Genomic DNA, 24,050 nt, shown 5'->3' on the forward strand with positions numbered 1-24,050 from the left:
GAAGCGGCGGTCCGCTGGTCGCGCATCCGTCAGCGTCAAGGCGGCGAGCAGGCCGATGCAATGAGGAGTTTCGGTATACGCACCATGCCGCCCGATCCGCAGCTTGCGTTCGTTCGGGTTGAATAACGATGAATCATCGGCACGACATTTGATCGGGGCGTCACGGAGTCTGAAAACAGCGTTCTCGCGTACATTATCGCGGCAAGGCCACGGGGCGGCCCGAAGCCGTCTCGACACCATCATTGCACCCAGCGGGAGACCTGGCTGGGCAATCAATTGAGATCATGCAAGATCGCTGATATTGCTCCCGCATCTGACGAGAGCACCGCAACGGGCTGCCGGCAAAGATACCGACCTGCAATCTGCAGGGCGTTGCAATGCGCGCTTCACAACCTGTCGTCGCCTAATAAGCTTGCTGGATCGCAGCGGCGATCGCAGCAATGTCGTGATCGGCGGCGATGAAATCGTCGATCGAGCCAAAAGGCGCAGTATTGAGGAAGATCGCGAAAGCGAGCTCGCGGCCGCTTTTCGTGTCAATGTAGCCGACTTGCGTCTTGGCAATGATGATTCCCTGATGGTCTCCGGGCGTAATCGTAACCCGTGTACCGTCCTTGATCTGGATATGCCCGGCCGCTGGGCTTCCGAGGCCGTTCTGAGCCTGCGTTCCATCCACTCCCAGGACAGCCATCCCATCCCGGATGGCCGAGCCCCAGGGTGTTTTGACGACTCGCGCCAGCACCGTGGTCTGGTCTGCAGGAGCTGTCTTGGCGTGGTCATCGGATCCGGCACCGTCGAAGACGTAGGTGCTCTGGCGCGACACGCCCAGCTTGTCGAGAAGGTCGAGCTCCTTGCTGATTCCAACCACACAGTCGCGGCTTTCGGCTTTTACAGCTGCAAGGCACAGCATCAGATGCGCTCCGCGATTGTAGCTAACCTTGAGAACCACTTTGACGAACTCTGAGAGTGGAGGCGAGTCGTGTTCCGCCACTTTGTTCTCAGCAGAATAGACCGCCGCGTCCGGTAGTTTGTTCGCTGGATTTGGCCCAAGCGCGTTTGCACCAACTGTCACTCCGGCGCGCTGCAGAGCTTCGACAAAAGCGGTCCGGGCAAACGCAGCCGGGTCGGTCACAGGCCATATGTTCAAGGCGGGTGGAGCTCCGACGGCTATTTCGCCGGTGACCCGTATCTCTCCCGGACCCGCCGATTCGATCGTGATGGGCTTCGGATTCTCGGCAACGGTCATCACGTCGCTCGCTATCTTGACGGATGCAATCTTGGGTCGCCAATCGATCCTGGCCGGCTGACCAACGCTGGCCGCCGCCGTCATGATGTCTATGACGTTTTCGTTGAGCCAGACGGGTGAGATGATTCCGTCTGTCGGGTCGCGATAGGTTTCGAAGAGGCGCGCATCAATGATGACGTCGCCCTTGATCTGCGTGATGCCCGAACCGCGAACGTCCTTGGCCAGGCCATCCAGCGCCGCGAGGGGGTCGCTCCCCTTCACCAGGGCGCCGCCTGCAAAGCCGGTATCAGCATAGTTGTGGTCGATTTCCGGCATATTGTTGTAGCCGAGGGTGCCGTCCGGCTGCTCGCGTAGACCGAAACTGAAGTCGCCGGACGCGACCAGGATCAGATCACCGCCAAGCACACCGTCCGAGACGGACCCGGTCCTGTGGACCGGAGTGTGGAACCGGTACTCGGCACCATAGAGATCCAGCACGGTGGCGGTGCTGTATACCTTCATGATCGATCCAGGAGTCAGCGCCCGGTCTCCCGCCTGGTCGACAAGCACGGCCCCCGTGTCGAGGTCGACCACGCGCATGCCCCAACTCGTGTGCGCGTACGCCGCTTTCGACTGGATCTCTCCGATAACAGCCGAAACACTTTCAGGCGGGTCGCCCGCGACCGGCGGAAGGGTATCGGCGCGCGCGCCGGCGCCGCAAACAAACCCAAGCGTGACTAGCGCGACGAGGGTCGTCAGAGGCGTCGAATGGATCACGCGCATTGGGCAATTCCTTTTCACGAGCTTGAGATCGCGTTAGGCGAAATCTGGGCGCAGCGGCCGCGGAGGCCGCGGCGGCGGCTCGAATCGCTCGATGATGGTGTCGTATCTCTGATGGCGCGATCCTTATCCTGCGCCTGGGCTGAGGCGATCAGCCTTGCTCGCCAAGCAAAGTCGTCGAGGTGAACCACTGTTTGCCCCCAAAGCTGCCCACGAAGTTCTCAAGCAGCCGCAGACATTCTAAGCCGAAAGAGATCCTCTCAGATAGAAGGAAGTCTCAGACAGACGGCGACTTGTGTATAGAATTCTTCGCCTTTTCCAAGAAAAGTGGCCTTGGCCATTCCGAGCGATTCTGCGGGCTAGGCAAAAGCAAGGCAAGACACGCAACGCTCTGCCCGACGATCACATCCTCCGGCTGGCGAGCAGCCTTGTGAGCCAGTCCGGATCCATTTCCGGCACGGAGGATAAAAGCCGTTCGGTATAAGGGGCATGCGGCGGCGTGAGAATTTCGCTCTTTAATCCCTGCTCAACGACTTTGCCCTGGTGCATGACCACAATTTCATCGGCGATCGCTCGCACGGTGGCAATGTCATGGGTGATGAAAATGTAACTCATGCCGAGCTCGCGCTGAAGCCGCATTAAGAGCTTCAGGATTTCCTCCTGCACAATCTGGTCGAGCGCGGACGTGATTTCGTCGCAGATGATGAGTTCCGGATCGGCAGCCAACGCCCGGGCGATGCAAACGCGCTGCTTCTGGCCCCCCGACAGTTCGGCCGGCAGACGATCCAGGTAAGTTTCGCTCATCTCGACCATGTGCATGAGTTCGCTGATCCGCCGATCCCGCTGTGCACCCTTGAGGCCGAGGTAGAATTCAAGCGGACGAGCTATGACTTCTTCGACCGTCTGGCGCGGATTTAGGGCGTTGTCGGGCATTTGATAAATCATCTGTATGCGGCGCAGGATCTCTTTTGGGCGCGTCTTCAGGGTCTTGGAAAGGGCGTGGCCAGCAAAGGAAATCGATCCCGAAAGCGGCGGCAGCAGGCCGGTAACGACGCGAGCGAGCGTCGATTTTCCGGAACCGGATTCGCCGACCACAGCCACTGTTCTTCCACGTGGAACTTTGAGGGAGACATCCTCGAGCACCTTAACCGCCCGGCCGTAGGCCGCCGTGACGTTGTCTATCGTAAGCAGATACTCATCGGCCGGAACTTCGGGCTTGGCGAGCTTGCGCACGGCCCAGAGCGTCTTGGTATATTCCTGGCTGGGCGAGGCGAGCATCTGGCGCGTTTCTGCCTCCTCCACGGTAAGTCCATGGCGCAAAACCATGATGCGGTCCGCCATTTGCGCCACCACCGCCAGATCATGCGTCACATAGATTGCAGCGGTGTTGAATTCCTCCACGATGTTGCGAATGGAGGCGAGCACTTCGACCTGTGTCGTCACATCGAGCGCCGTCGTTGGCTCATCGAAAACGATGAGGTCCGGACGGCAAGCCATCGCCATCGCGGTCATTGCCCGTTGCAACTGTCCGCCGGATACCTGATGAGGATAGCGAAAGCCGATGGTCTCCGGATCTGGAAGCTGAAGACGCCGATAGAGATCGACCGCACTCCGGTTCGCTTTCTCTCGGCTGGCGATCCCATGCGCCACCACAGTTTCGACAGTCTGATCGAGGAGTCGGTGGGCCGGATTGAAGGAGGCCGCGGCGCTTTGCGCGACATAGGCGATGCGCGAGCCTCTGAGGCGACGCCGCCCTGTCTCGCTGAGTGCCAGAAGATTGATCCCGTCGAACAGGATGGAGCCCTGTGTAATGCGGCAGCCCGGCTTGGCGTAACCCATCGCGGCGAGGCCAATGGTGGATTTGCCGGCGCCTGACTCGCCGATCAGGCCAAGAACCTCCCCCCGCTTCAGCGCCAGATCGACCCCGCGGACAATGGGATGCCACCGCTCGTCCGAGAAACCCTCCACATGCAGATTGCGGATCTGAAGCAGATCCTTGCCTTTTTCGCGCAATCCGGGAGCGCTATTTTTCATCCCGCAACCCGCTTGTTGCGTGCAGGAACCAGTCGACGACGAAATTCACGGAGACCGTGAGGAGGGCAATTGCGCCGGCCGGCAGCAGCGGCGTGACATCACCGTAGGTGATCAGGGTTGCATTCTCGCGCACCATCGATCCCCAATCGGCGGTCGGCGGCTGAATACCGACGCCCAGGAAGGATAGTGCCGCGATCGTGAGGAATACGAAGCAAAATCGCAAGCCGAACTCCGCGACCAGCGGCGGCATGACATTGGGAAGTATTTCCTTGGCGATGATCCATTTCGGGCCTTCGCCGCGCAATCGCGCCACTTCGACATATTCCATCACTGCCACGTTAAGCCCGACGGCGCGTGCGAGCCGAAAGACACGTGTAGAATCGAGCAGCGCAATGATGATGATCAGGCTGGTGATCGACGAGCCGAAGATCGAGAGCAGCACCAGGGCGAAGATCAGGCTTGGGATCGACATCAACACGTCCACCGCACGCGACAGTATCTGGTCGAGCCATCCTCTGTACAATGCGGCAAGAAGGCCCAGCGAGACGCCGACCGCGAAGGACAGCAGCGTGGTCGCCACAGCGATACCGATGGTATTGCGCGCACCGTAAATCAAGCGTGTGAGCATATCGCGGCCGAGCTGGTCGGTTCCCAATTTGAACTGCTGGCTCCACGGTGCGAAGGCTTCGCTGAAAACCTGCGTTTCGCCGTATGGGGCGATCCAGTGCGCGAAGACCGCAACGATGACATAGCCGATGATCACGAGGATGCCGAACCAGGCACTGAAGGGTGCCTTCTTCAGCGCCGTTTTGGCCCGGGTGGCGCGCGAGCGCCTCAGCCTGTGAACCTGAGCGATGGGTTCGTAGCTGGTCATCGTGGATGCAAGAGCCTGGGATTGGTGGCGATGGAAATGATGTCGGCAGTCAGATTGAGGAGGATATAGGTCGCCGCGAAAATCAGGGCGCAAGCCTGGACAACCGGAACATCCCTTGATTTGACCGCGTCGACCATCAGCTGACCGATGCCGGGATAGACGAACACCACTTCGACCACGACCACTCCGACGACGAGATAAGCAAGATTGAAGGCCACCACCGTGACGATCGGCGCCCATGCGTTGGGCAAGGCATGCCTGAGTACGATGGCCATCGGCGACATTCCCTTGAGACGCGCCATGTCGATATAGGGGCTTGCAAGCATGTTGATGATCGCCGCTCGTGTCATTCGCATCATGTGTGCCACGATGACGAGCGTAAGCGTGGTCGCCGGCAAGGCTACTCTCCAGACCTGGTCCCAGAACGGCGTCTGGTCGTTCACGTTCGACAATGTCGGGAACTTGGGAACTGCGTTGAGTATCGAGTTCAGTGACACTGCGAGCCAGTGCGGCAGGGATTGTGCGAACTCGGATCCAATGAATGTGTCGCGCGATATGACCAGGTAGGCAAGCATATAGGCGACGAAAAACTCCGGGAACGAAATGGTTGTCAGCGTCACTGCGTTCACCAGCCGGTCGAACCAGCCATTGCGGTAGAGCGCAGCGAGGATGCCCAGTCCCAGGGCCAGCGGAACTGCGATCAGCGCGGTCATCGATGCGAGGAACATCGTATTGTAGAGGCGCGGCGCGATGATCTCGGCGACGGTGCGCCGATATCCGGTGCGGCTCGCGAACGAAGAGCCGAAATCACCGTGGAGCATCTGCCCGACCCAGACGAAGTAGCGCTCGACAGGCGGACGGTCGATGCCAATTTCTCGCTGGAAGGCGGCGACCGTTTCGGGTGTCGCGGATTGCCCGAGCATCGCCTTGGCGAAGTCGCCCGGCAGCATTGCAATCGCAGAGAAGATAATGATGGATACGATGAACAGCGTGACCAGGCCGAGGCCAAGGCGCTGCAGAACCGTTCTTGCGACGGGGTTCATTTGCACGCGTTTCCCGTTGCCGCCGCTGCCCTGCCCCACTCGGCAGGGCACGCCGAGACGAACCGGACCCTCGCAACGATCGCGGGTCCGGCCCGGACTCTCACGCAGTGGCGATCCACCAGCGTTCGGCCATCTTCAATCCATCATTCTCCCAGTTCGGTGCCACTTCGCCATGTGCGAGCTTGCTGGATTTGGCGCTGACGAAATTGTTGAAGACCAGCACAATGCTGCCGCCATCATCATGGGTCAGTTGCTGCATCTCGGCATACATTGCCGCACGCTTGGCCTCGTCCGTCTCGGCGCGCGCCTGGACAAGCAACTCGTTGAAGCGGGGATTTTTCCAGAACGACTCGTTCCAGCTTGAGTCCGCGGCGAAGGCTTGCGTAAACATCCAGTCGGCCGTCGCGCGACCGCTCCAATAGGAAGCGCACCAAGGTTTCTTGAGCCAGACATTGTCCCAATAGGCGTCCTCGGCCTCACGCACGACGTTTACGTCGATGCCGCACTGGGCTGCCGTCTCGCGGATGAGCGCAGCCGCGTCCACAGCGCCTGCAAAAGCGGCATCGGCGACCGAGAGGTCCACCTTCAGTTTTTCCATTCCAGCCTTTTTCAGATAATGCTTGGATTTTTCCGGATCGAAACTGTGTTGCGGCTGCGGGTTCGTGGCGAACTTGATCGCCGGCGCGATCGGGTTGTCGTTGGCCACGGTGGCGTGGCCGAGAAAGATCTTGTCGACGATCTCCTGACGGTTGATCGCCCATTTCAAAGCCATTCGGACGTCCGGATTGTCAAACGGCGCCACCGTGACATTCATCGGCAAGGTATAGTGGCCATAGCCGGTGACCTCGACGATCTCCACCTTGGGATTGCGTTTCAACATGCCGAGGGTCTTGAGGTCGGCGCGGCCGATATAATCGACCTCCCCTGTCGATAGCGCGGCCATGCGAGCGGCGAGATCGGTTATGGCGATGAACTCCACCTCGTCGAGATAGGGTTTGCCGTTCTTGAAGTAGTTCGGATTGCGCTTGAGTTTGGCCGAAACTCCGGGCTGGAAGTTCTCAAGCACGAAAGCACCGGTGCGAACGCCCGATCCCCAATCCGCCTTGCCGTCCTTGGCCGGCATGATGACCAGATGGTAGTCACTCATGATGTAGGGGAAATCGGCGTTGCCGCTCTTCAGCGTGAAGACAACCGTTTCGGGGCCATCCGCCTTGATGCTGGCGACGGGCTCAAGCAGCGGCTTCGCTGCCGATTTGGTTTCGTCGCCCATATGATAGCGCAGCGAAGTCACGACGTCGTCCGCCGTCACATTCTTGCCGTTGTGGAAGGTTGCGCCCTTGCGCAGCTTGAAGACCCAGGTTTTGGCGCCATCGGACGATTCAAAGCTCTCGGCAAGGTCCGGTTGGACGTTGCCCTTCGCGTCGACCTCGGTGAGGCTGTTGGACATCGAGCCCGAGAACGCTGTCTGTGTGAAGGTGTCCGGGTAGCCGGCCGGATCGATCGAATCCGTCGTTGCGCCATGTGCCAGGCCGAGCTTGGCGAAGCCGCCCTGCAGCGGTTCGGCCCGGGCCGTGCTGACGAAGAGCTTGTCCGCAGCGGTGACCGTCAGCCCAGTGGCCAGCCCAAGATGAATGAAGTCGCGACGAGAGATCTTGCCGCGACCAATCAGGCTTTGAGCGATACCAAGCTTGTATTCAGATTCTGACATTTGACTCTCCCATTGCGGATTTTCCGCGTTATTGTTCGTCACGCACCCTGTGAAGAAATCTGCTCGTTAGCCGCGATCATCCTTTCTTCTAACCGCTCAAATCCGCACCTCGATCAGGCTGTCACATAGATGCTGCCCGCCTCGACGGTGACTGGAAATGTGCGCGCGCGAACGGACGGATCGACCAGGGCCGCGCCTGATTTGATGTCGAATTCCCAGCCATGCCAGGCGCAGCGCACGATCTCGTTTTCGCGGTGATAGATGAATTGCGCCTCTTCGACCGGTGCAGTTGTTCCGCATTGCGGCCCCTCGCAAAGCGGAGCGCCACGGTGCGGACAAACATTCAGCAGCGCGTGGAATGAATCTCCGATGCGGAAAACGCCGACCGAAAGGCTGCGGATCTTGGCGATGAAGGGAGATCCGGTTTCGATCTCGTCGACGCGGCAAATGTAGGTCTTCTCGGGCATCGTCTGCTTCCTCAGGCGGCATTCGCCGCTTGCGCGCGGGGGATGCGCTTGTAGACCTCCAGCGCGTTCAGCCCCATGATCTTGCTCTTCCAGGCAGGAGGGATTTGCAGCGTGTTGGCATCGTCGTAATCCCAATGCGGATAGTCAGAGGCAAACATCAGCGTGTTTTCGCCATCCATCGCCTCGAGAGTGGACCAGAGATGCTGAATATTTGCGGGCTGCTCCAGGGGCTGCGTGGAAAAGCGGATGTTGCGCCGGCAATATTCCGACGGCAGCATCTTCAGCCATGGCGTCTCTTTGCGTAGGGCTTTGTAATCGGCATCCAGGCGCCACAGCACCGACGGCACCCAGGCGACGCCGCATTCGATGACTACAAAGTAGAGGTCCGGCCATTTTTCGAAGACGCCATGCGCAATCATGCTCGCGACATGCGAAATCGCCGACATGTGCAGGATGGCATGCGTCTCCCAGAAGAACGTCGTTGGGGCCGGAGCAATTGCAGTCGAATTCACGCCGCCATGGCCGCCCAGATGTATGGCAAAGGGCAGCCCCACTTCGGCACAGGCTTCGTAGATTGGATGGTAAAACGGATCGCCATAGGGCTTGACGGAGCCTTGCGAGGCAAGAACCTGGACCATGCGCGGATGATTGCCCAGGCGGCGTATCTCGGCGGCCGCGAGCTTCGGATTCTGTGGCGCGATGATGATCGAGCCCATGAAGCGATCGTCCTTCGGCAGCCACTGGTCGATCTGGTAGTCATTATAGGCGCTGACGAGCGCGCTGGCATAATAGGGATTGGCGAGGGTGGAAGCCTCGATCGGCTCATCGCCGGTAAGGATCGCCACATCGACCTTGTACTTGTCGAGGTGCTTCTCTTTCATGATGAGATAGTTGTCGGCTTCCGTTTTCGGACGGACGTCCTTGCGGGAGAAGTCCTGCGGATGAAACCAAGGACGATGGCCATGCGGGAAGGCGCCAACGGGACCTGTCTTCTCGCCTTCAACGAACATGTCCTTCCATAGGCCGGAAAGGTAAGGCTCCAATACGGTCGCGCTTGACCAGTAATTGTGACAATCGCAGTCGACTATGAACACGTTGCTCAGCTCCGTAGCTTCAGCCTGGTCGATCTGCCGGCCGATTTCACCGAGTGCAGCTTCCGCCTTGAGTATTGTTTGATCAAGCTTATGATCCTGCGCAATATGATCGACTTTTTCGATCGGAGGTCACGTGCAGCTAGATCACATCGAAACCTTTCTCGACATCATCGAGTCACGAAACTTCAACCGTACCGCCGATCGGTTGGGATTGACCCAGTCGACGATCAGCACCCGCATCAAGAATCTGGAGAGTGCGATCGGGTCCGAGCTCTTTCAGCGCGGGCGTGCCGGTGCTGAGCCGACAGCCGCAGGGCGGCGGTTCGAGGCCTACGCGAGATCCCTGCTGTCGACCTGGTCGCAAGCTCGACACGACGTGCGAGCGTTCAACCGTTTCGAGGGCACCTTGCGCATCGCCGCACAGGTGGGCATGACCCGCTCGGTCCTGCCCGGATGGGTCGAGACACTATGCCAGGCCCTTCCAAAGTCCTCGATCCATGTCGAGTCGGACTATTCGAACCAGATGGTCAGCGACCTAAGCATGGGAAATTTGGATATCGCCGTGCTTTATGCGCCTCGCTACCTGCCTGAGATCGCCTACGAACATCTGATGGTCGAGGAATATGTGATGGTTTCGACGGCTGCCAGAACGCTGTCCGACGTCGACCCTGAAACCTACATTCGCCCGGGCTACACCGCCGTGCTGGAAAAGACGCACGCAGAGCTGCTGGCCGAACTGGCGATCTGCCGGCTTTCGACGGGATCGGAAACCCTGGCCGAGATCATGCTGCGGCGAACGGGCGGCACCTGCTACATGCGCAGCGACGATGCGCGCAGGTTCACTGCCGAGCTTCCATCGTTCCTCGTCGAGGGAGCGCCTACGCTGCACCAGCCAGTCCACACCGCGATACTCGCGCGCCGCAAACACGAACCCATCATTCGCAAAGGCATCCGAGCTCTCCAGGTCGCTGTAATGTCACTGGAAGTTTAATCGAAATTGCCGATCATAAAGGCAGGATTGCGCGGCTGTTCAGCGGGTTTTGAAGTGCCATCTTGGCTCGACTTCAAACCCGAGTTGAATGATGAATGCACCCGCGGCCTTTGGAACCTCCGGCTTCGTCCCGACGAAGCGTCACCGCCAGTGGGCACAGACCACCCCGCAGCTTGTGCTCTGCCGGCGCGTGATCGACGAAACGCATGATGTGAAAACATTCGTTCTCACACCCGCTTCAGATCGGATGTTCTGCTTCAGTGCTGGCCAGTATGTTCTGGTGCACCTGAGGATCGACGGTGCCGCGGTGATGCGCTCCTACTCTGTTTCGTCACCGCCGACGCGACCGCTCGACCTGCAGATCACCGTGAAACGGACGCCGGGCGGGCTTGTTTCGAATTGGCTCCATGACAATTTAAAGCCGGGCGATGGGATCGAGATCGAAGGGCCGCTCGGCTCGTTCAATCTCGACGATCTGCCGCATGGAAAGTCCCTTTTCCTTTCAGGTGGCAGCGGGATAACTCCCGTCATGTCAATGCTGCGCGCACTTACCGACCGCGCATCCGACCAGGATATCCGCTTCATTCACAGTGCAAAAACGCCGGACGACATCATCTTTCGGCTCGAACTGGACGCACTTGCCGCTCGCTTTCCCAATGTTCAAGTGACTTGCATTTGCAGTCAGGAAGACCCGGCATGGAGGGGTCCAACCGGGCGAATTGATAGTGAGATGCTCCTGTCCTTGGTTCCCGATCTCCACGGCCGCACAGTTTTTGCCTGTGGGCCCGAATCCTACATGAAGGCGGCGCGCGGCTGCCTCGACGCAATCGGCCTCGCTCCTTCACAGTATCATGAGGAGAGCTTCGGAGGCGGCAACGTTTCGCGATCGCTGTCGGATTCAAAGGTTTCGTCTTCGGTCCGCTTCGCCCGCTCAGGTATTGCGCATCACTGCGCGACCGGAGAGACCCTGCTGGAAGCGGCGCGCCAATGTGGCGTTTACGTCCCCACCGCTTGCCAGCAGGGAGTTTGCGGTACGTGCCGGATCGCCAAGCTGTCCGGCGAAGTTGTCATGGATGACCTGGGCGGGCTGACATTGGACGACAAATCGGCAGGCTACGTCCTGGCGTGCTGCAGCCGCCCCCAAGGCGACGTTTTGCTTGATCTGTAACTGTCACATACCGCAGTGTAATCGGGCAGCCTGGCCGTTACTGCGCCGCAAGTGATTAGCGTTTCGGAGCCTGTTGTCCGGCCTAACGGCGGAACTTAGCGGCCTTGAATATCCTAAGTTAAGCGCAGTTTACCTCATTCGAACAGACGAGGACAGTGGGTCAACCCGCCTTTAGGGTAAGAGGTCGTTCTGTCGATATGTCCGGAGAAACTATTGTCAGTCGTGTGGAAACAGAAGCAGATTCGCGATTCTTCATGCAGACACTATTGGAGTTCATGTGCTCGCATCCCATAGGGGGAACGTTGTCGAAGAACGAGTGGGGGAACAATGATTTTCTCGGTGTTACCGCAAAAATCTATAAACCGCATTCGGTGATATGCCGCCAGGATGACGACAACAGTGAGTTATTCATAGTAAAATCGGGTTGGGCAATACTTTATCACATACTGCCGGACGGAGAGCGGCAGATCATAGACACTCCCCTCAAGGGGGACGTCGTCGGTTTCCGTGGCTTGGACGGACCCCATCTTGCGTCGCTGGCGTCCATAACCGAACTCGCTGTTTATGAAATTTCCAGTAAGGAACTGGTCGAGGCCATCCTGTCGGAAGGCCGAATCGGGAAGAAGATCGCCTGCTCCCTGGCGCGCCTGAACGCCATCCTTGCCGAACATCTCATGAATACCGGGCGGCGGAACGCGATGAGGCGTACCGCCCATTTCCTGCTCGAGTTGGAGGAGAGGCTCTCCAGGGTTGGGCTATCGGCGCATGGAAGATTTGAGTGTCCTCTTGCCCAGCATGAACTGGCCGACATCCTCGGAATGACCACGGTTCACGTCAACCGAACGTTAAGGGAGCTCCGCAAGGCCGATCTCGTCTCTTTCAAGTCAGGCCATGTTGAGGTGATCAACCGCAAGAAGCTGGTCGAAACAGCCGGATTCGACAGCGAGTATCTCAGGTAGCGGCTATCTCTTTGAACGCCAGCGCATGGAAACCAAAATTTCCGCTGAAAACGATGGTTCCGCCGCCGCAACAGTTCGAGACGACATTTACGGAGGGCTGGTCGTACGCGGGACACCTGGCAGAGCATAGTATGTCTCGACGGCAGCGGTATCCGGCTCGAGGCGGTCGAAGGTTGGGGCGAGCGGAACGCAACCCCGTTCGTGCTGACCAAACTGTGAGAGGGCGAGGTCATCATGACCGCGGCAACTTGGCCTATCGCGCGAGGGCGGCGTGCTGCCGAAATATGCGTAAAGGGCCGTTTACCACGGCGTGCTCGAATTAAAGTGTTGAGCCACGGGCTACCAGCTGGGCTGAAGATGGCTAGGTGGTCCAATGCATGCGTCTTTCGGACAGCTCTTTGGGTCCAGCTTGGCATCGGTCCCCTGAAAATTACGAAAAAAGCAATCTATGTTAGAGACTGCTTATTAATAATCCCTACACTTACCCACGCTGGGTATCGCTGGGGGTCGGGGAACTGAAAACGACGCAAATGGGGTAATCGAGTCTCGACCTTTCAAAACGCGCAGTACCAGACTTTCACTGCGAGAGAACGCGGAAATTATGTCAGCCAGCGCAAGGCGGCTTGTGTGGGAAAGAGCGAGTATTGACATGGGTGCCACGGCAGGACTGCACAATTATAATTCAGCCAATCAGTCAGAAGTCCCGTCCGGCGGAACGGGAATCGTCCACGGGCAGACAGGCAGGGAATGCCTCCTCATCTTGGACGGAAGGGCTCTAGACCGCGAGTGTCTCGCATCGGCTCTCGTGGACCACGAACTCGGCATGGATGTCGCCGCCTTGGGTTCCATCGAGGAATGGCGCGTCAGAAAGAGCTCGGCCCCTCCCCTTGCAGCCATACTCTTTAACCTTGGCAGTCGGAAGGTCACCGATCGTGGCATCGCTGACGAGATCAGGCATATTTCGTGCGAGTTCAAATCAGTCCCGGTGGTCGTCCTGGCCGACACCGAAGACCTTGCCCAGTTGCTGACCGCTCTCGAATGCGGTGCACGCGGTTACATTCCGACCTCTGTTGGAATCGATGTCTGCGTCGAGGCTATCAACCTGGCGGCAGCGGGAGGCATCTTCGTGCCGGCGAGCAGTGTCCTTGCTATGCGGCACCTGATAGATTCGGGCAGCCGCGACACGCACCCTTTGGCAGGCATGTTCACGCTTAGGCAGGCCGAGGTTGCGCAAGCGCTCCGGCGCGGCAAGGCGAACAAGATGATCGCCTACGAACTGAATTTGCGCGAAAGCACGGTGAAGGTCCACATCCGCAATATCATGAAAAAACTAAAGGCGACCAACCGCACGGAAGTCGCCTGCAAGGTCAACGATCTTCTCGCAGAAGGAACTCTGGCTGACGAGTGAGCCCAAGCGTAACACTGCCCACCTTGCGTGAGTCCCGCGGCCGTATTCGACTTTTGCCCCAGCTGAACTGCTATCTAAGCAGACTCGGGGAAGGTGTGTCTTCCTATCCATCTTATGGCCTCCTCGATCGTATCGAAATTCTTGTGCTGCCCGCTCAGCAGCCCGAATCCTGTCTCGAGGAACCATTTGCCTTTGGTGGAGTAGGCTTCCTCGTCGATCTGGGTAAGGACCGCCACCAGTTGGTCGCATTTCCAAACCAGGAGGCCGGATTCTCCGCCTTCAACCGTTCCGATCCGGGCTTCGCTGAACGACAAACCAGAAACAGTGTTTGTTTGGCCCATTTAATGAAAAATCCCGTCAAATTCAAATGCCAGTAAAGATCCGTCATCCTTGTGTTTTTTTATCAATCACGCACAGAGTTCAAACCGTTTGAGGCGATCTAATTCGTGGTCCACCGCTGTCGAGTACAGAGGACAACGGGCAAAAAACAACCGGATCTAAGACGGGTCGTGGTTACACTGGCGGGATCCATATGATACGCCCCAGTGATGCGGTTTCCACCGCGCCTCTTCGGCCATCGCCCGAATGATTTGAGCCCACGCGTTCTTGATCGGGAACGAGGCTTCGGCAAGTGAATGCACCAGCCAGAACGAAAATCTGTCGCAGGTCATATAGGAGGACGATTGTCGAAAACGAGGTATCCATTTTTTGCTTCAAGTAGATCATGCCGATGGTGAGACCGCTGAGGTACCATCGTATCGTTCCCCGACGCGCCGTTGCCAGACGGTGGAGTAAGCATACCATGATTCATCGCCCAAACTGCAGCCTGTGTTCGGTTGCGGACCCGAATCTTTCGAAGTATGGCTTTGACGTGTACCTTCACCGTAGCTTCGGCAATGTTAATTTCGCGCGCGATGGCTTTGTTTGACTCCCCTTCGATCAAACGGCGCAGAATACAGTTCTCGCGATTCGACAAAATTACCTTTTCTTGATCGCTACTCTCTACTTTATCTTCCACCTTTGGTAACTCATCAGCTATCGGTTCAGCTGTCGGTTCATTTTTCGAACCTTGCCTTATATCTTGAATAACCATCGAAGTTTCCGCAGGTAGTACCGTTTGCCCAAGCATAACCAATTCGAGAGCTTTGATGAAGGTATCGTAAGCAGCGATCTTTGTCAGATACCCGTCAGCCCCCGCACGAAAAGCTGAGACTATATCGGCCGTACGACAGTGATCAGCTAGCGCAACGACATGGCTGGCTGGGTAAATCGCCTTAAACTCAACAATTTGCGCGAATTCAGCTTCCGCATCAGCACCGCCGATATCTATGACTAGCAAGATCGACCGGTGACGCGGTAGCGGCTTTTGCAGAAGATCGTTAACAGAAGCCGCAGAGAAAAGAACACAAAAATCTTCTTCATTCAGGATTCGACTAAGACCTTCTCGAAGTAACTCGCTCGGCCCGACAAGCACGGTTATGAAAGATTGCCTTGTCATCATCGCTTCTCACCTGGCCCGATTGGGACACACGCGTCGATTAGGTCCTCCACGCGCCAACCGCACAGTTTCTTTTTTAACCTTACGCCAGGAATACCGTACACCAAAATACCCTCATTAGGCGTAGGGCAGCATCATCGAGGCGTATCCCGGATCTTCAACCTGGGGCTTTTGGTCAAGAACCCGAGCTCGTGGTTTCACCGACTCAGCCCATCGTGGCAAAGGATTGCGCGGCAGCGAGGATTACCGGGCTTGGTTTCCGGCGGGCCGATGAAAGGAACCATCAGAGGCCCGTTCCGCTATGGTTACCTCGATACGATTGCCAAGATGGACGGCTTGGTCGATTCGCGTCTTAATTCATCTGACGCGTCAAGCTGTGCATCAAGTCATCCACGTGGCAGGGCGCAGAACCGTGGCGCCGGGGGAGCGCGGCGGCAGAAGCGTCAGGGGTGATGTTGTCCGGCACCTTGAAGTTTCGGCGTCACATGCGATCCGGCCTGATCAAGACGAGCACCGTCATGCGCGCCGTCGTCGACGCTCCGGCTGATCTCGGCGAGGTGCTCCCGCATCGCCTCGGTATCGCAATAGGGCAAAGGCCCGCGCCCTTCCCTTCCGGGGGCAGACGGCCCCGCTGGTCAACCAGTGGGGGAATTTCACACAGTAGCTTTGCCAGTTGCTGCGAGTCCAGCAAGGCTCGGCAGGCGTTTCCAGTTCGGCGATGTCGCCAAGACGCTCACGATATTGCGCCGGAGGCTGCCCCCGCCCCGTGACGAGTGCGGGAAGCCATTGCAGTTGCTCACGCCGATGGCAGCGTGCAGGTCGGTCAGGCGGTAATTGTAGCCGAGTTCCGGATAGCCCTCGTAGATCACCTGTTTCGAGCCGTGCCGGACCGTGTCGGTAACGCTCATGCTGTGTTGGCCGACTAGCATGCATGACCCTTGCCTCCTGCTCCTCGGGGGTAAGTTCACGCGTGATCCGAGATACTAGACGACGTTTGCAATTCGAGGTAGGCGCAAGCTTGAACGCAGCGCCAATCGCCCGGGAGAGTCTCAGTATAGCCTTATCCACGCCGTATTATGGTCATGAAGGTTAGCATTATATCTCCAGATGAAATTTCTGGTTGTATTGCCAGAATTTCGTTAAGGCGATAGATTGTCATTTATTGCCGATGGGTGTCCTTGGAGATACTTATGGTGATCAATATTTAACTGGAGAAACACATGAGACCGATGACTTCTGAAAGGGAAATACTGTGGACACACTCGGAAGGGTTGAACAACTCACGCGCGACGACGGAGGCAGCTGAGTGACGACCGAGGCTCCCATTTCCACCGCTTCCGCGTCGGCGGGTCTTACCCACACCACCACACCGATCAAATCCGAGTATGATGGCCAGGTGATTGAAAATCTCGACATCTACGTCACCAACGGGGACGCGGTCACGATTACGCACGACAATGTCATCCTGCGCAATTGTCTTATTCATCACGTCGGAGGCGACGGGGTGATGGTATCGGGGGCAAACGGCGTCACGATCGAGAACACCGAGGTCATCAACGCCGACCCGCCGGCGGGAATCGACCCCGAGACGAGCCCGGACATCAACAACATCAAGGCAGAAAACGCCTCGAATCTGACCGTTTATAACACCACGGTGCGGGAAGGCTCGACTGGCATCTATCTCGTGAACTCGCCCGGCGCGGATCTTTCGCACGTCGATGGCTACAACTTCCATGGCCCAATGCCGCGCGGTCAGTTCGTCCAGTTCAACAACTCGGGCAATAGTTCGCTAACCGACTTCTATGCCGTCAACGACGCCGGCAGTTCGCATCCTGAGGACATCGTCTCGGTATACGGCAGCCCGAATACGACGATCTCAAATGGGGTGATCGACGGCAACAACTCTCAGACCGGCGTGGCCGTTATGTACGAGAACGGATCGACCGGAGGCAGGGTGGACCACGTTGACGCCATCCATCAGGGCAATGGCGCGTTCTCTTCCTACGCGAGCGATGTGACCTTCGATCACACGAGGTCGTTCGACGGTATCAATGAGGATCAAGGCCGCGGGCTTCCCTCGTCGAATGGACTGATCTGGAATGTAAGCTCCGGCGGGGTCAGCATCCTGAACTCGACCTACACCAACCCTGGCAATCCCAACAACATCATTTGGGACGCGTCAAAGGCGGTCGTGGCCGACGTGCACGAGGATCCCACGGCCACCCCAGTGGCACACGTCGATAACCAGTTCACCTGGGACTACGCAGCGGATAGCTCGACCGACACTGTCACGGACGCGAGCGTCACTCCCCCAACCACTAGCACGACCGAGACCGGGTCTGGGACCGGGGCTGTCGCTCCTTCCGGCAGCACCAGCGATGGCACGTTGTACGGCACCAGCGGCGCCGATATACTCCACGGAACCAGCGGCCACACCATGATCGGCTATGGCGGCAACGACACCTACTATGTCGATAATGCCAACGAGAAGGTGGTTGAGGCGGTGGGCGGCGGCAACGACAGTGTGCTCGCCTCGGTGAGCTATGCGCTTTCGGCCGGCTCGGAGATCGAGCTTCTCGCCACCAACAACGCGTCAGACACGAAGGCAATGACCCTCACCGGCAACGAGTTCGCCCAGACCATCCAGGGCAATGCCGGCAACAATGTCATCAACGGCGGTCTCGGCGCCGACGTCTTGACCGGCTACGGAGGCCACGATGCCTTCTCGTTCAATACGGCTCTTGGCGCCGGCAATGTCGACAAGATCACCGACTTCAAGCGGTCCCAGGATACGTTCCATCTCAGCGATACCGTTTTTGCCGGGCTTCAGTCGGGAGGGCTTCCGTTCAAAGCTTTCTTTGTTGGTGCAGCCGCGCATGACAGCTCCGATCATATCATCTACAACAGTGAAACTGGGGCTCTCTCTTTCGACAATGACGGGGCCGGCGGAGCATCTCAAACACAGTTCGCCACCCTTTCTCCACATCTGTCGCTCACCGCAGCCTCGTTCTATGTGACCTGAAGGACTACGCGGGGAACTTTAACATCCCGCGAGGGGCTGCCCGGGCCAAACAAGGACTGGATAAACAGTCTCTCAAAGCCATGATCCCGAACCGAAGGTCAGCGTACCAAAAGGGGAGCCCGGTTTCGGAGAAGATCACGCTCAATGGAGTTCCATCCCGATGTCATCGGGATGGAACAGACTCGACTTGTGAGCTTTCCGTAGTTGTCCATGCGGACCGAACCGAGGAGACTGGAGTTACCAAGCTTCAGCACTCACCGGAGGGGTACTAAATGAACATCCACAAGAATGCCCGTCGGACGCCGTGGCGTGGAGAGGAACTGGCTCTTTCGGTCATCGAGCGACGTCTTTCCTAAGCCTTGCGGCGCAGGCCTATGGTGTGTCGAAGCGAGCGGCCTGTGATGCTGGTCGATGGCGTCGATGTGCCGGTGGTCGACCCAACCTGGCTTCGACGCGAGATCGGCGTCGTCTTGCAAGAGAACGTGCTCTTCAACCGGTCCATTCGCGAGAACATCGCGCTCGCCGATCCGGCTATGCCATGAAGCGGGCATCGCTCGCCGGCGTTCACGATTTCATCCTGGAGCTGCCCGAGGGCTATGGGTGCGTGCGACTCGATGGCGACGATTTGCGCCATTTTGATCCGGACCAACTCGGCACCCACCTGCCCCAGGATATCGAGCTGTTCTCCGGCTGCGTGCGCGACAACATTGCGCGCTTCCGAGCGGACGCGGCCGATGCGCAGGTGACCGAGGCGGCAACACACGCCTCTGTGCACGAATTGATCCAGCGCCTCCCAACAGTTATATGACCAACGTCGGGAGGATGGAGTCGGACCGTCGGGTGGACAGCGGCAGCGATCGGTCTCGCGTGCGCCCTGTTTGGCAAGCCGAGCTTCGTCGTGCTCGATGAGCCTGATGCCAATTTCGACAGCGGTGGCAATCAAGCACAGATCTGACCCACAGGCCGAACGTCCTGTCGGCGGTAGATCGAATGATCATCCAGCAGGAAGGACGAATAGCGCAGATGGGCAGTCGTGACCAGTTGCTGCCGTCACTCGTGGGTCCGAACCTAGCGCTGGCATTGCGGCGGCCCGTCCGGGTTGGAGGGCGCCCCGGACCGCCGGCGTCACATCCAGCGCACTCTCTCCTCCGCCGGACACGCGTCGATGCGTCGATGCGTAACCAGTGACCAATGATGATGATGCCTGACACCTCGAAAAGGTCTGCAGTCATAGGACGCAGTCGCGGGCTCCGGCGCGGACGCCCGCTCGACTCGTGCCTCCGCCTCTATAAGTAGTGGGGCCGACACCTTCCGCGCTCTTGCGTGCAGGACGGGTGACTCGAGCTAGCTTTCCGCAAATTTTCGCGCCGCGTCTATTCGGACTACGCGTCATCTATGGTCGGCCAGGAGGACCCCCATGTCCGGGACCTGCGCCATGCGATGCGGCAATAGCTTGCGAGTTTAAGCTCGTCCCAAGCAACAGAGCAATGGATGGAGGTGTTACAATAGCAAAACGCCCAGCATTCTTTAGAAATTCACGACGCGCCTGTTCTTCTGGGATACGTTTATCTGTCTTTACTTTGGAAGACTTCCTGCTCTTCATCGAATGAACTCCAATTTTGTGAATAACAACTCTAAACTAATGTGACACCCAACGCCCTAACGTGACATATGGGTGTCGTGAAGACAAGTCGCCGTCAAGATACACTTCAGGAAATTAAGTATTACTACACTTTTGACCCGAGATCGCCGTCAAGGAGGATGCTCGTGGCGCGGCGTCCAAAGTCGAGGGGACTTCGTCGGCCCAAGCCATCGCCATGTAGGAGTCGCCACATACCCCACAGCGAATTGCCGACCAGGCGCAATGAAACGCCGAGGACGGGATGGTACAAGGGGAAGACACGCCGCCAGTGTTGAAAGCGAACCCATGGGCGCCGCACATATTGCGCCGGTGCTCTAACGCCAAAGAAGTGACTCAATGCCAAGAGTTGAGTATCGAACGCGTTCCGCGCGCTCTGGTCGGGCAAGGATGTTCGGAGCACCGCCCAATCCAGCTTATGCTGTTCCGCCAGCCGTGCCAGATCATAAAGGTGGCGAAAGTCGGTCCTTCCGCGCCAGTAGTCCGCCTCCTTGATGAGATCATGCATGATCCAGTGGAGTGCCCGCGACTGTGGGGCGGGGATTTTCGCCTTAAGGCCGTGACGGCGGGTAAGCCTCGGGGGCTCGCGGTCAATCTCCCGGTACGGCCGGAGCTCCAGGAGACCGACGTCTTGCGGGCGCGCCATGCCACCAGGGACCGTCACTTCGGCGTAGCCAAGCTTGGCAAGGCAAGCCCGGGCAGCCCCTTCTTTGGCCGTTTCCACAGCCAAGTCGAGATCGCTCATGATTCTGTCGGGAACCCTGCCGCTCGACGAAAGGAACAAGGGAACGGCCCCTTTGAGCAGGACCGGAACGACGCCCCCCTGATTGAGGGCAGCAACGGCTTCATTCAGCTGCCTGCGCAAGCGCAAATTGCGGTCCCGGTTGCAGCGGTAAATGAACTGAAGATACTGGCCTACGTCTTCGGGGAGGCGGTCAAGCTGGCCCGTGTGCGCAAGAGTGGCGAACAAGACGGGCGTAAGCAGAGTGTGGTTGGCGAGTGCAATCACCGACAGCCAGTCGGCCGTTACCACCAGGCGGCCGTTAAGTCCCGCGATCAGGGCCTCGAGCGCATCCCCGGTGGGCTTCATCGGCACGCCGCCTTCAGCAGTTCCAACGCGTCATCCAATTTGGCATAGGTCAGGCAAAAGCCCTGTGCCGATCGGATGACTTGGCAAAGAACGTCGAACGCGGTGCTGCTCAGCTCTTTATTCCGCGCAAAGGCGCCGTTCAGCAAGCCACCCAGGATGTCGGTCGGGTCAATCACCCGCAGGGAAGGTTTGGCATCCTGCGTCCGACAGAGCAAGACCACCCAGCCCACTGGCCGGGGAACGGGAGGGACATGATCCTTAGGCACAAGAAAACGCACGCGCCTGCGATCGGGGCGCCGGTATACCGGAGAGCTGCCGAGTTCGGGGAAATGATGTCCGAGAATGGACCATGATCCCGATTTGACTGCAGGCGCAAAAGCAAGGCCGATACCCTGTCCGGCCGAGTCGAGAAGTGTCACATCGTCTGCCGCGAAGCCAAACCCCGCGTGGACCAGCGCCAAGGTCAGCGTCGTCTTGCCCGAGCCAGGGTTACCACAAAGGAGGAGCGTTCGGCCGTTCTTGAACAGCGCCGCCGCGTGGAGGGCGAGTTCATATTCACTGTGCCCAAGCACTTCGGCCAGCAGTTGCCCTTTGACCATAACGGGTATCTCGTCACGACCACAGGAATCAGTCCAGTGGCCATCCCGGAACAGGTGGATCCGCTGCCCGCGCTCAACCAGATGGAATTGAACGTCGGCGACCCTGTTTCGAACTTCGAGATGCTGAAACACGGTCGCGGCCGGACAGGCAACGGCCGCCGGATACAGTATGCGCACACACACGCCTGGAACAGCAACGACCTGGCAGATGTGTTGATGAGCTGCGGTTGGGCACGGCGGTGGAGCAGGCTGGATTAGGCCGAGCCGTTCCCAGTCTTGAAGGGCAGCCTCGACATAGCCATCGGCCTCTTGCCTATCAACGCCACGGGCTGCCATCTCGCCCACGATATCCTCGACCGGCACGCCTTCTTCAAGCGAGCGCCAGATATCCGCCGCAGTGTCATTGAGCGCAAAAACTAGCCCCTGCGTTGAACTGAGGAGGATATTTTGCCCTTTGATGCATGCAAGCCGACCTTGGGGAACTAACCTCGCCGTAGCATGCCAACGCCGTTGCCGTGCGGGCACTTTTGCGTGAAGTTGCGGGTTATGCATTGAGCGGTCGCTGTGTGTTTCGCACTGATCATCGCTTGCATTCAGTTGTTCTGTAACAGCGCCTTTGGTAGTAGAGCCGCACATCTCATGGTGTCGAGCCTCACCCAAAGTCGTATTCAAGTGAGAATATCGAAGAAGAGGTTCAATTTTTCCGAATGAGATGTCGCCTGGCAGTTAATCGATGGGTCATCGGCCAGCCACTCCTTGCAAATCGATCACTTGCTACACAAAATCGCCTCCAGCGGACTCGAATCGGCAAAGTTGGGCTAGACGGCGTTTCGCCCCGTCCAGATTCGCGGGATGGTCAGAAGCAGGATCTTTACGTCGAGCCAAACCGACCAGTTGTTGACGTACCACATATCGTGTTCGACACGCTTGATCATCATGTAGACATCGGGCGTTGCGCCGCGCCATCCATTTATTTGTGCCCAGCCGGTGATCCCCGGCTTCACCTTGTGCCGAGCCGGATAGAGAGAGATGATCTGGCTGTATTCGCTGTCGTGCGCCAGCGCGTGCGGCCGTGGGCCTACCAACGACATGTCGCCCTTCAGCACGTTCCATAGCTGCGGAACCTCGTCGATACTGAACCTTCTCAATATGCGCCCAACGCGGGTGACGCGGGGATCGCCCCTGCAGGCTTGAGGGACAACGGGCCCGTCCTCCAGGATCGTCATCGTTCGGAACTTGTAGATCTTGAACGTGCGGCCATTGAACCCGGCCCGACGCTGACAGAAGAGCACCGGCGCCCTGGATTCGAGCGCAATCAGCGCCGCTACAACGGCCAAAGGGGGCAGAAGAAATGGAAGGGCGACAATGGTCAGCACGAGATCGAAGAGCCGCTTCATAAGGAGCTGAGGCGCCGTCAGGGGCGCGCTTTGCAGTTCTATCGCCCTCGTCCCCCCCAGGTTGACGACAGGTCGCTGCAAGAGCGCGCTAACGACGTGGTCCGGAAGGAGCCTTACGGGTACCGCAACCACGCAAAGGTGGGCCGTGATTTTCTCAATCAGGGATATGTCAGCCCAACTGACAGCAAGGACTATCTCGTCGACAGAACGCCGACGCACATGTTCAATGAGCTTATCCATACACTCAAGGAGCGAGCCCTCGCTGGATGCAGCCGGCAACGTAATCGTTTGGCAGACCTCGCATCCGGAAGCCTCGATTGCCTGGACAACGCCACTTGGCACGCGCACGTCCGATTGCGTTACGATCACTACTTGCGGTTTGGCAAGCATGTCCGACCTGGTCAAGGAGGCAAACAGTCGTCCGGCGCCCAAGCGCACGAAGATGATGCCGCTAAGTCCCGTCACGAAGAACAGCATGACGGCTTGGCGCGAAAACATGTCTCCCACTTTGAGTGCAAGCGCCACAACCGACAGGCAAAGAAAGACCGCTGTCCAGATCAGCGCGACCTCCTTGATCTGAGAGGCCAGCGACCGCAGCTCGGAACTCAGATACAGGCCGCGCGCATATGCGGAAGTCGAAAAAAGGGCGGCTACAGCAACACCGAGCCCGAAGTTCCGGCCGTACTCGCCGAAATGTCCGAAACTCACAAGATCATATACCATTCCCGAGACGATGCTGAGCAGCACGACGGACATTGCCTCGAGAAGCGGAAACGACTGCAGAAGAACATTGACCTTGAGGGGCACGTTCGACAGCGGTGCGTTTGACGTGGCGCCCGCACGGGGGCCTTCATGAAGAAGTGCCATGACGTTCACCTGCGTTCAAAGCCGCATCCATCCACCAATGTCGCGCAACGACCCCCCTCCTCTGCTGAAAACCACCGGAGTGCCCAGCGTGACCTAGCACCCGTCCCCTGCGATCATTGCCCCTTCACGCGAAGTTCGATTGCGGTGGCTGCGGGTAGCACAGAGAATGGGCAGAGAATGGCAGCGACAC

The 24,050-nt window shown here is 58.3% G+C and carries 17 protein-coding genes and 4 pseudogenes; 7 read left to right on the top strand and 14 right to left on the bottom strand.

From position 1 onward, the window contains the following. Positions 1 to 403: 403 nt before the first annotated feature. The 7 genes from dacB to RQ479_RS11510 all read right to left on the bottom strand — a co-directional run bounded on the left by dacB (position 404) and on the right by RQ479_RS11510 (position 9,222). Positions 404 to 2,005, bottom strand: coding sequence for a D-alanyl-D-alanine carboxypeptidase/D-alanyl-D-alanine-endopeptidase (gene dacB / locus RQ479_RS11480; RefSeq protein WP_376705147.1), 1,602 nt, complete (start codon positions 2,003 to 2,005; stop codon positions 404 to 406). Between the two features lie 399 nt (positions 2,006 to 2,404). Continuing rightward, positions 2,405 to 4,036: an ABC transporter ATP-binding protein gene (locus RQ479_RS11485; protein ID WP_376705148.1), complete on the bottom strand. Its 1,632-nt coding sequence runs from the start codon at positions 4,034 to 4,036 to the stop codon at positions 2,405 to 2,407. Further along, positions 4,026 to 4,910: an ABC transporter permease gene (locus RQ479_RS11490; RefSeq protein ID WP_352725704.1), complete on the bottom strand. Its 885-nt coding sequence runs from the start codon at positions 4,908 to 4,910 to the stop codon at positions 4,026 to 4,028. Before RQ479_RS11490 ends, RQ479_RS11485 begins: the two co-directional genes overlap by 11 nt. Next, a complete protein-coding gene (locus RQ479_RS11495) occupies positions 4,907 to 5,953 on the bottom strand; it encodes an ABC transporter permease (RefSeq protein WP_376705149.1) in 1,047 nt (348 codons plus the stop codon). The genes RQ479_RS11490 and RQ479_RS11495 overlap by 4 nt, the downstream gene beginning before the upstream one ends. A gap of 100 nt (positions 5,954 to 6,053) precedes the next feature. Then, the gene (locus RQ479_RS11500) at positions 6,054 to 7,661 is read right to left on the bottom strand and encodes an ABC transporter substrate-binding protein (RefSeq protein ID WP_376705150.1); all 1,608 of its coding nucleotides are present in this window, start codon (positions 7,659 to 7,661) and stop codon (positions 6,054 to 6,056) included. Positions 7,662 to 7,774: 113 nt separating this feature from the next. Further along, positions 7,775 to 8,128, bottom strand: coding sequence for a Rieske (2Fe-2S) protein (locus RQ479_RS11505; protein WP_292653661.1), 354 nt, complete (start codon positions 8,126 to 8,128; stop codon positions 7,775 to 7,777). A gap of 11 nt (positions 8,129 to 8,139) precedes the next feature. Further along, positions 8,140 to 9,222, bottom strand: a complete 1,083-nt coding sequence (locus RQ479_RS11510) for an amidohydrolase family protein (RefSeq protein ID WP_376705151.1) — start codon at positions 9,220 to 9,222, stop codon at positions 8,140 to 8,142. A gap of 133 nt (positions 9,223 to 9,355) precedes the next feature. Between RQ479_RS11510 and RQ479_RS11515 the strand changes: the two genes are divergently transcribed. The 4 genes from RQ479_RS11515 to RQ479_RS11530 all read left to right on the top strand — a co-directional run bounded on the left by RQ479_RS11515 (position 9,356) and on the right by RQ479_RS11530 (position 13,748). Continuing rightward, a complete protein-coding gene (locus tag RQ479_RS11515) occupies positions 9,356 to 10,213 on the top strand; it encodes a LysR family transcriptional regulator (protein WP_292653663.1) in 858 nt (285 codons plus the stop codon). Between the two features lie 91 nt (positions 10,214 to 10,304). Next, entirely contained in the window at positions 10,305 to 11,381 is a 1,077-nt protein-coding gene (locus tag RQ479_RS11520; RefSeq protein WP_376705152.1) for an FAD-binding oxidoreductase, read from the top strand. A gap of 302 nt (positions 11,382 to 11,683) precedes the next feature. Further along, positions 11,684 to 12,340 carry a Crp/Fnr family transcriptional regulator gene (locus RQ479_RS11525; RefSeq protein ID WP_376705153.1) on the top strand — a complete coding sequence of 219 codons (657 nt, stop codon included), beginning with the start codon at positions 11,684 to 11,686 and terminating at the stop codon, positions 12,338 to 12,340. 649 nt (positions 12,341 to 12,989) lie between these two features. Further along, a complete protein-coding gene (locus tag RQ479_RS11530; RefSeq protein ID WP_376705154.1) occupies positions 12,990 to 13,748 on the top strand; it encodes a LuxR C-terminal-related transcriptional regulator in 759 nt (252 codons plus the stop codon). Positions 13,749 to 13,822: 74 nt separating this feature from the next. Here RQ479_RS11530 and RQ479_RS11535 read toward each other — a convergent pair whose 3' ends face one another. From RQ479_RS11535 to RQ479_RS11545, 3 genes and pseudogenes are all read right to left on the bottom strand, one after another. Beyond that, positions 13,823 to 14,089: a hypothetical protein gene (locus RQ479_RS11535; RefSeq protein ID WP_376705155.1), complete on the bottom strand. Its 267-nt coding sequence runs from the start codon at positions 14,087 to 14,089 to the stop codon at positions 13,823 to 13,825. A 326-nt stretch (positions 14,090 to 14,415) separates the two neighbouring features. Next, positions 14,416 to 15,249, bottom strand: a complete 834-nt coding sequence (locus RQ479_RS11540; protein WP_376705156.1) for a LuxR C-terminal-related transcriptional regulator — start codon at positions 15,247 to 15,249, stop codon at positions 14,416 to 14,418. 633 nt (positions 15,250 to 15,882) lie between these two features. Beyond that, positions 15,883 to 16,163 (bottom strand): annotated as a pseudogene (locus RQ479_RS11545) (DegT/DnrJ/EryC1/StrS family aminotransferase); the annotation flags it as partial. Between the two features lie 389 nt (positions 16,164 to 16,552). Here RQ479_RS11545 and RQ479_RS11550 point away from each other — a divergent pair. The 3 genes and pseudogenes from RQ479_RS11550 to RQ479_RS11560 all read left to right on the top strand — a co-directional run. After that, the gene (locus RQ479_RS11550) at positions 16,553 to 18,268 is read left to right on the top strand and encodes a right-handed parallel beta-helix repeat-containing protein (protein WP_376705157.1); all 1,716 of its coding nucleotides are present in this window, start codon (positions 16,553 to 16,555) and stop codon (positions 18,266 to 18,268) included. A 401-nt stretch (positions 18,269 to 18,669) separates the two neighbouring features. Then, a pseudogene (locus tag RQ479_RS11555) lies at positions 18,670 to 18,875 on the top strand (metal ABC transporter permease); the annotation flags it as partial. Further along, positions 18,855 to 19,456, top strand: a pseudogene (locus tag RQ479_RS11560) (ATP-binding cassette domain-containing protein); the annotation flags it as partial. The pseudogenes RQ479_RS11555 and RQ479_RS11560, both read left to right, overlap by 21 nt. A 232-nt stretch (positions 19,457 to 19,688) precedes the next feature. Here RQ479_RS11560 and RQ479_RS11565 read toward each other — a convergent pair. The 4 genes and pseudogenes from RQ479_RS11565 to RQ479_RS11580 form a co-directional block, all read right to left on the bottom strand. Then, positions 19,689 to 19,871: pseudogene (locus tag RQ479_RS11565) on the bottom strand (hypothetical protein); the annotation flags it as partial. A 124-nt stretch (positions 19,872 to 19,995) separates the two neighbouring features. Then, positions 19,996 to 20,997, bottom strand: a complete 1,002-nt coding sequence (locus RQ479_RS11570) for a nucleotidyltransferase family protein (protein ID WP_376705158.1) — start codon at positions 20,995 to 20,997, stop codon at positions 19,996 to 19,998. Further along, positions 20,994 to 22,268, bottom strand: coding sequence for a PqqD family peptide modification chaperone (locus RQ479_RS11575; RefSeq protein WP_376705159.1), 1,275 nt, complete (start codon positions 22,266 to 22,268; stop codon positions 20,994 to 20,996). Before RQ479_RS11575 ends, RQ479_RS11570 begins: the two co-directional genes overlap by 4 nt. 146 nt (positions 22,269 to 22,414) lie before the next feature. Then, entirely contained in the window at positions 22,415 to 23,860 is a 1,446-nt protein-coding gene (locus tag RQ479_RS11580) for an undecaprenyl-phosphate glucose phosphotransferase (protein WP_376705160.1), read from the bottom strand. Positions 23,861 to 24,050: the final 190 nt, after the last annotated feature.

The sequence above is a fragment of the Mesorhizobium sp. ISC25 genome, from assembly GCF_042295465.1.
In the GTDB taxonomy this organism is placed as follows: domain Bacteria; phylum Pseudomonadota; class Alphaproteobacteria; order Rhizobiales; family Rhizobiaceae; genus Mesorhizobium.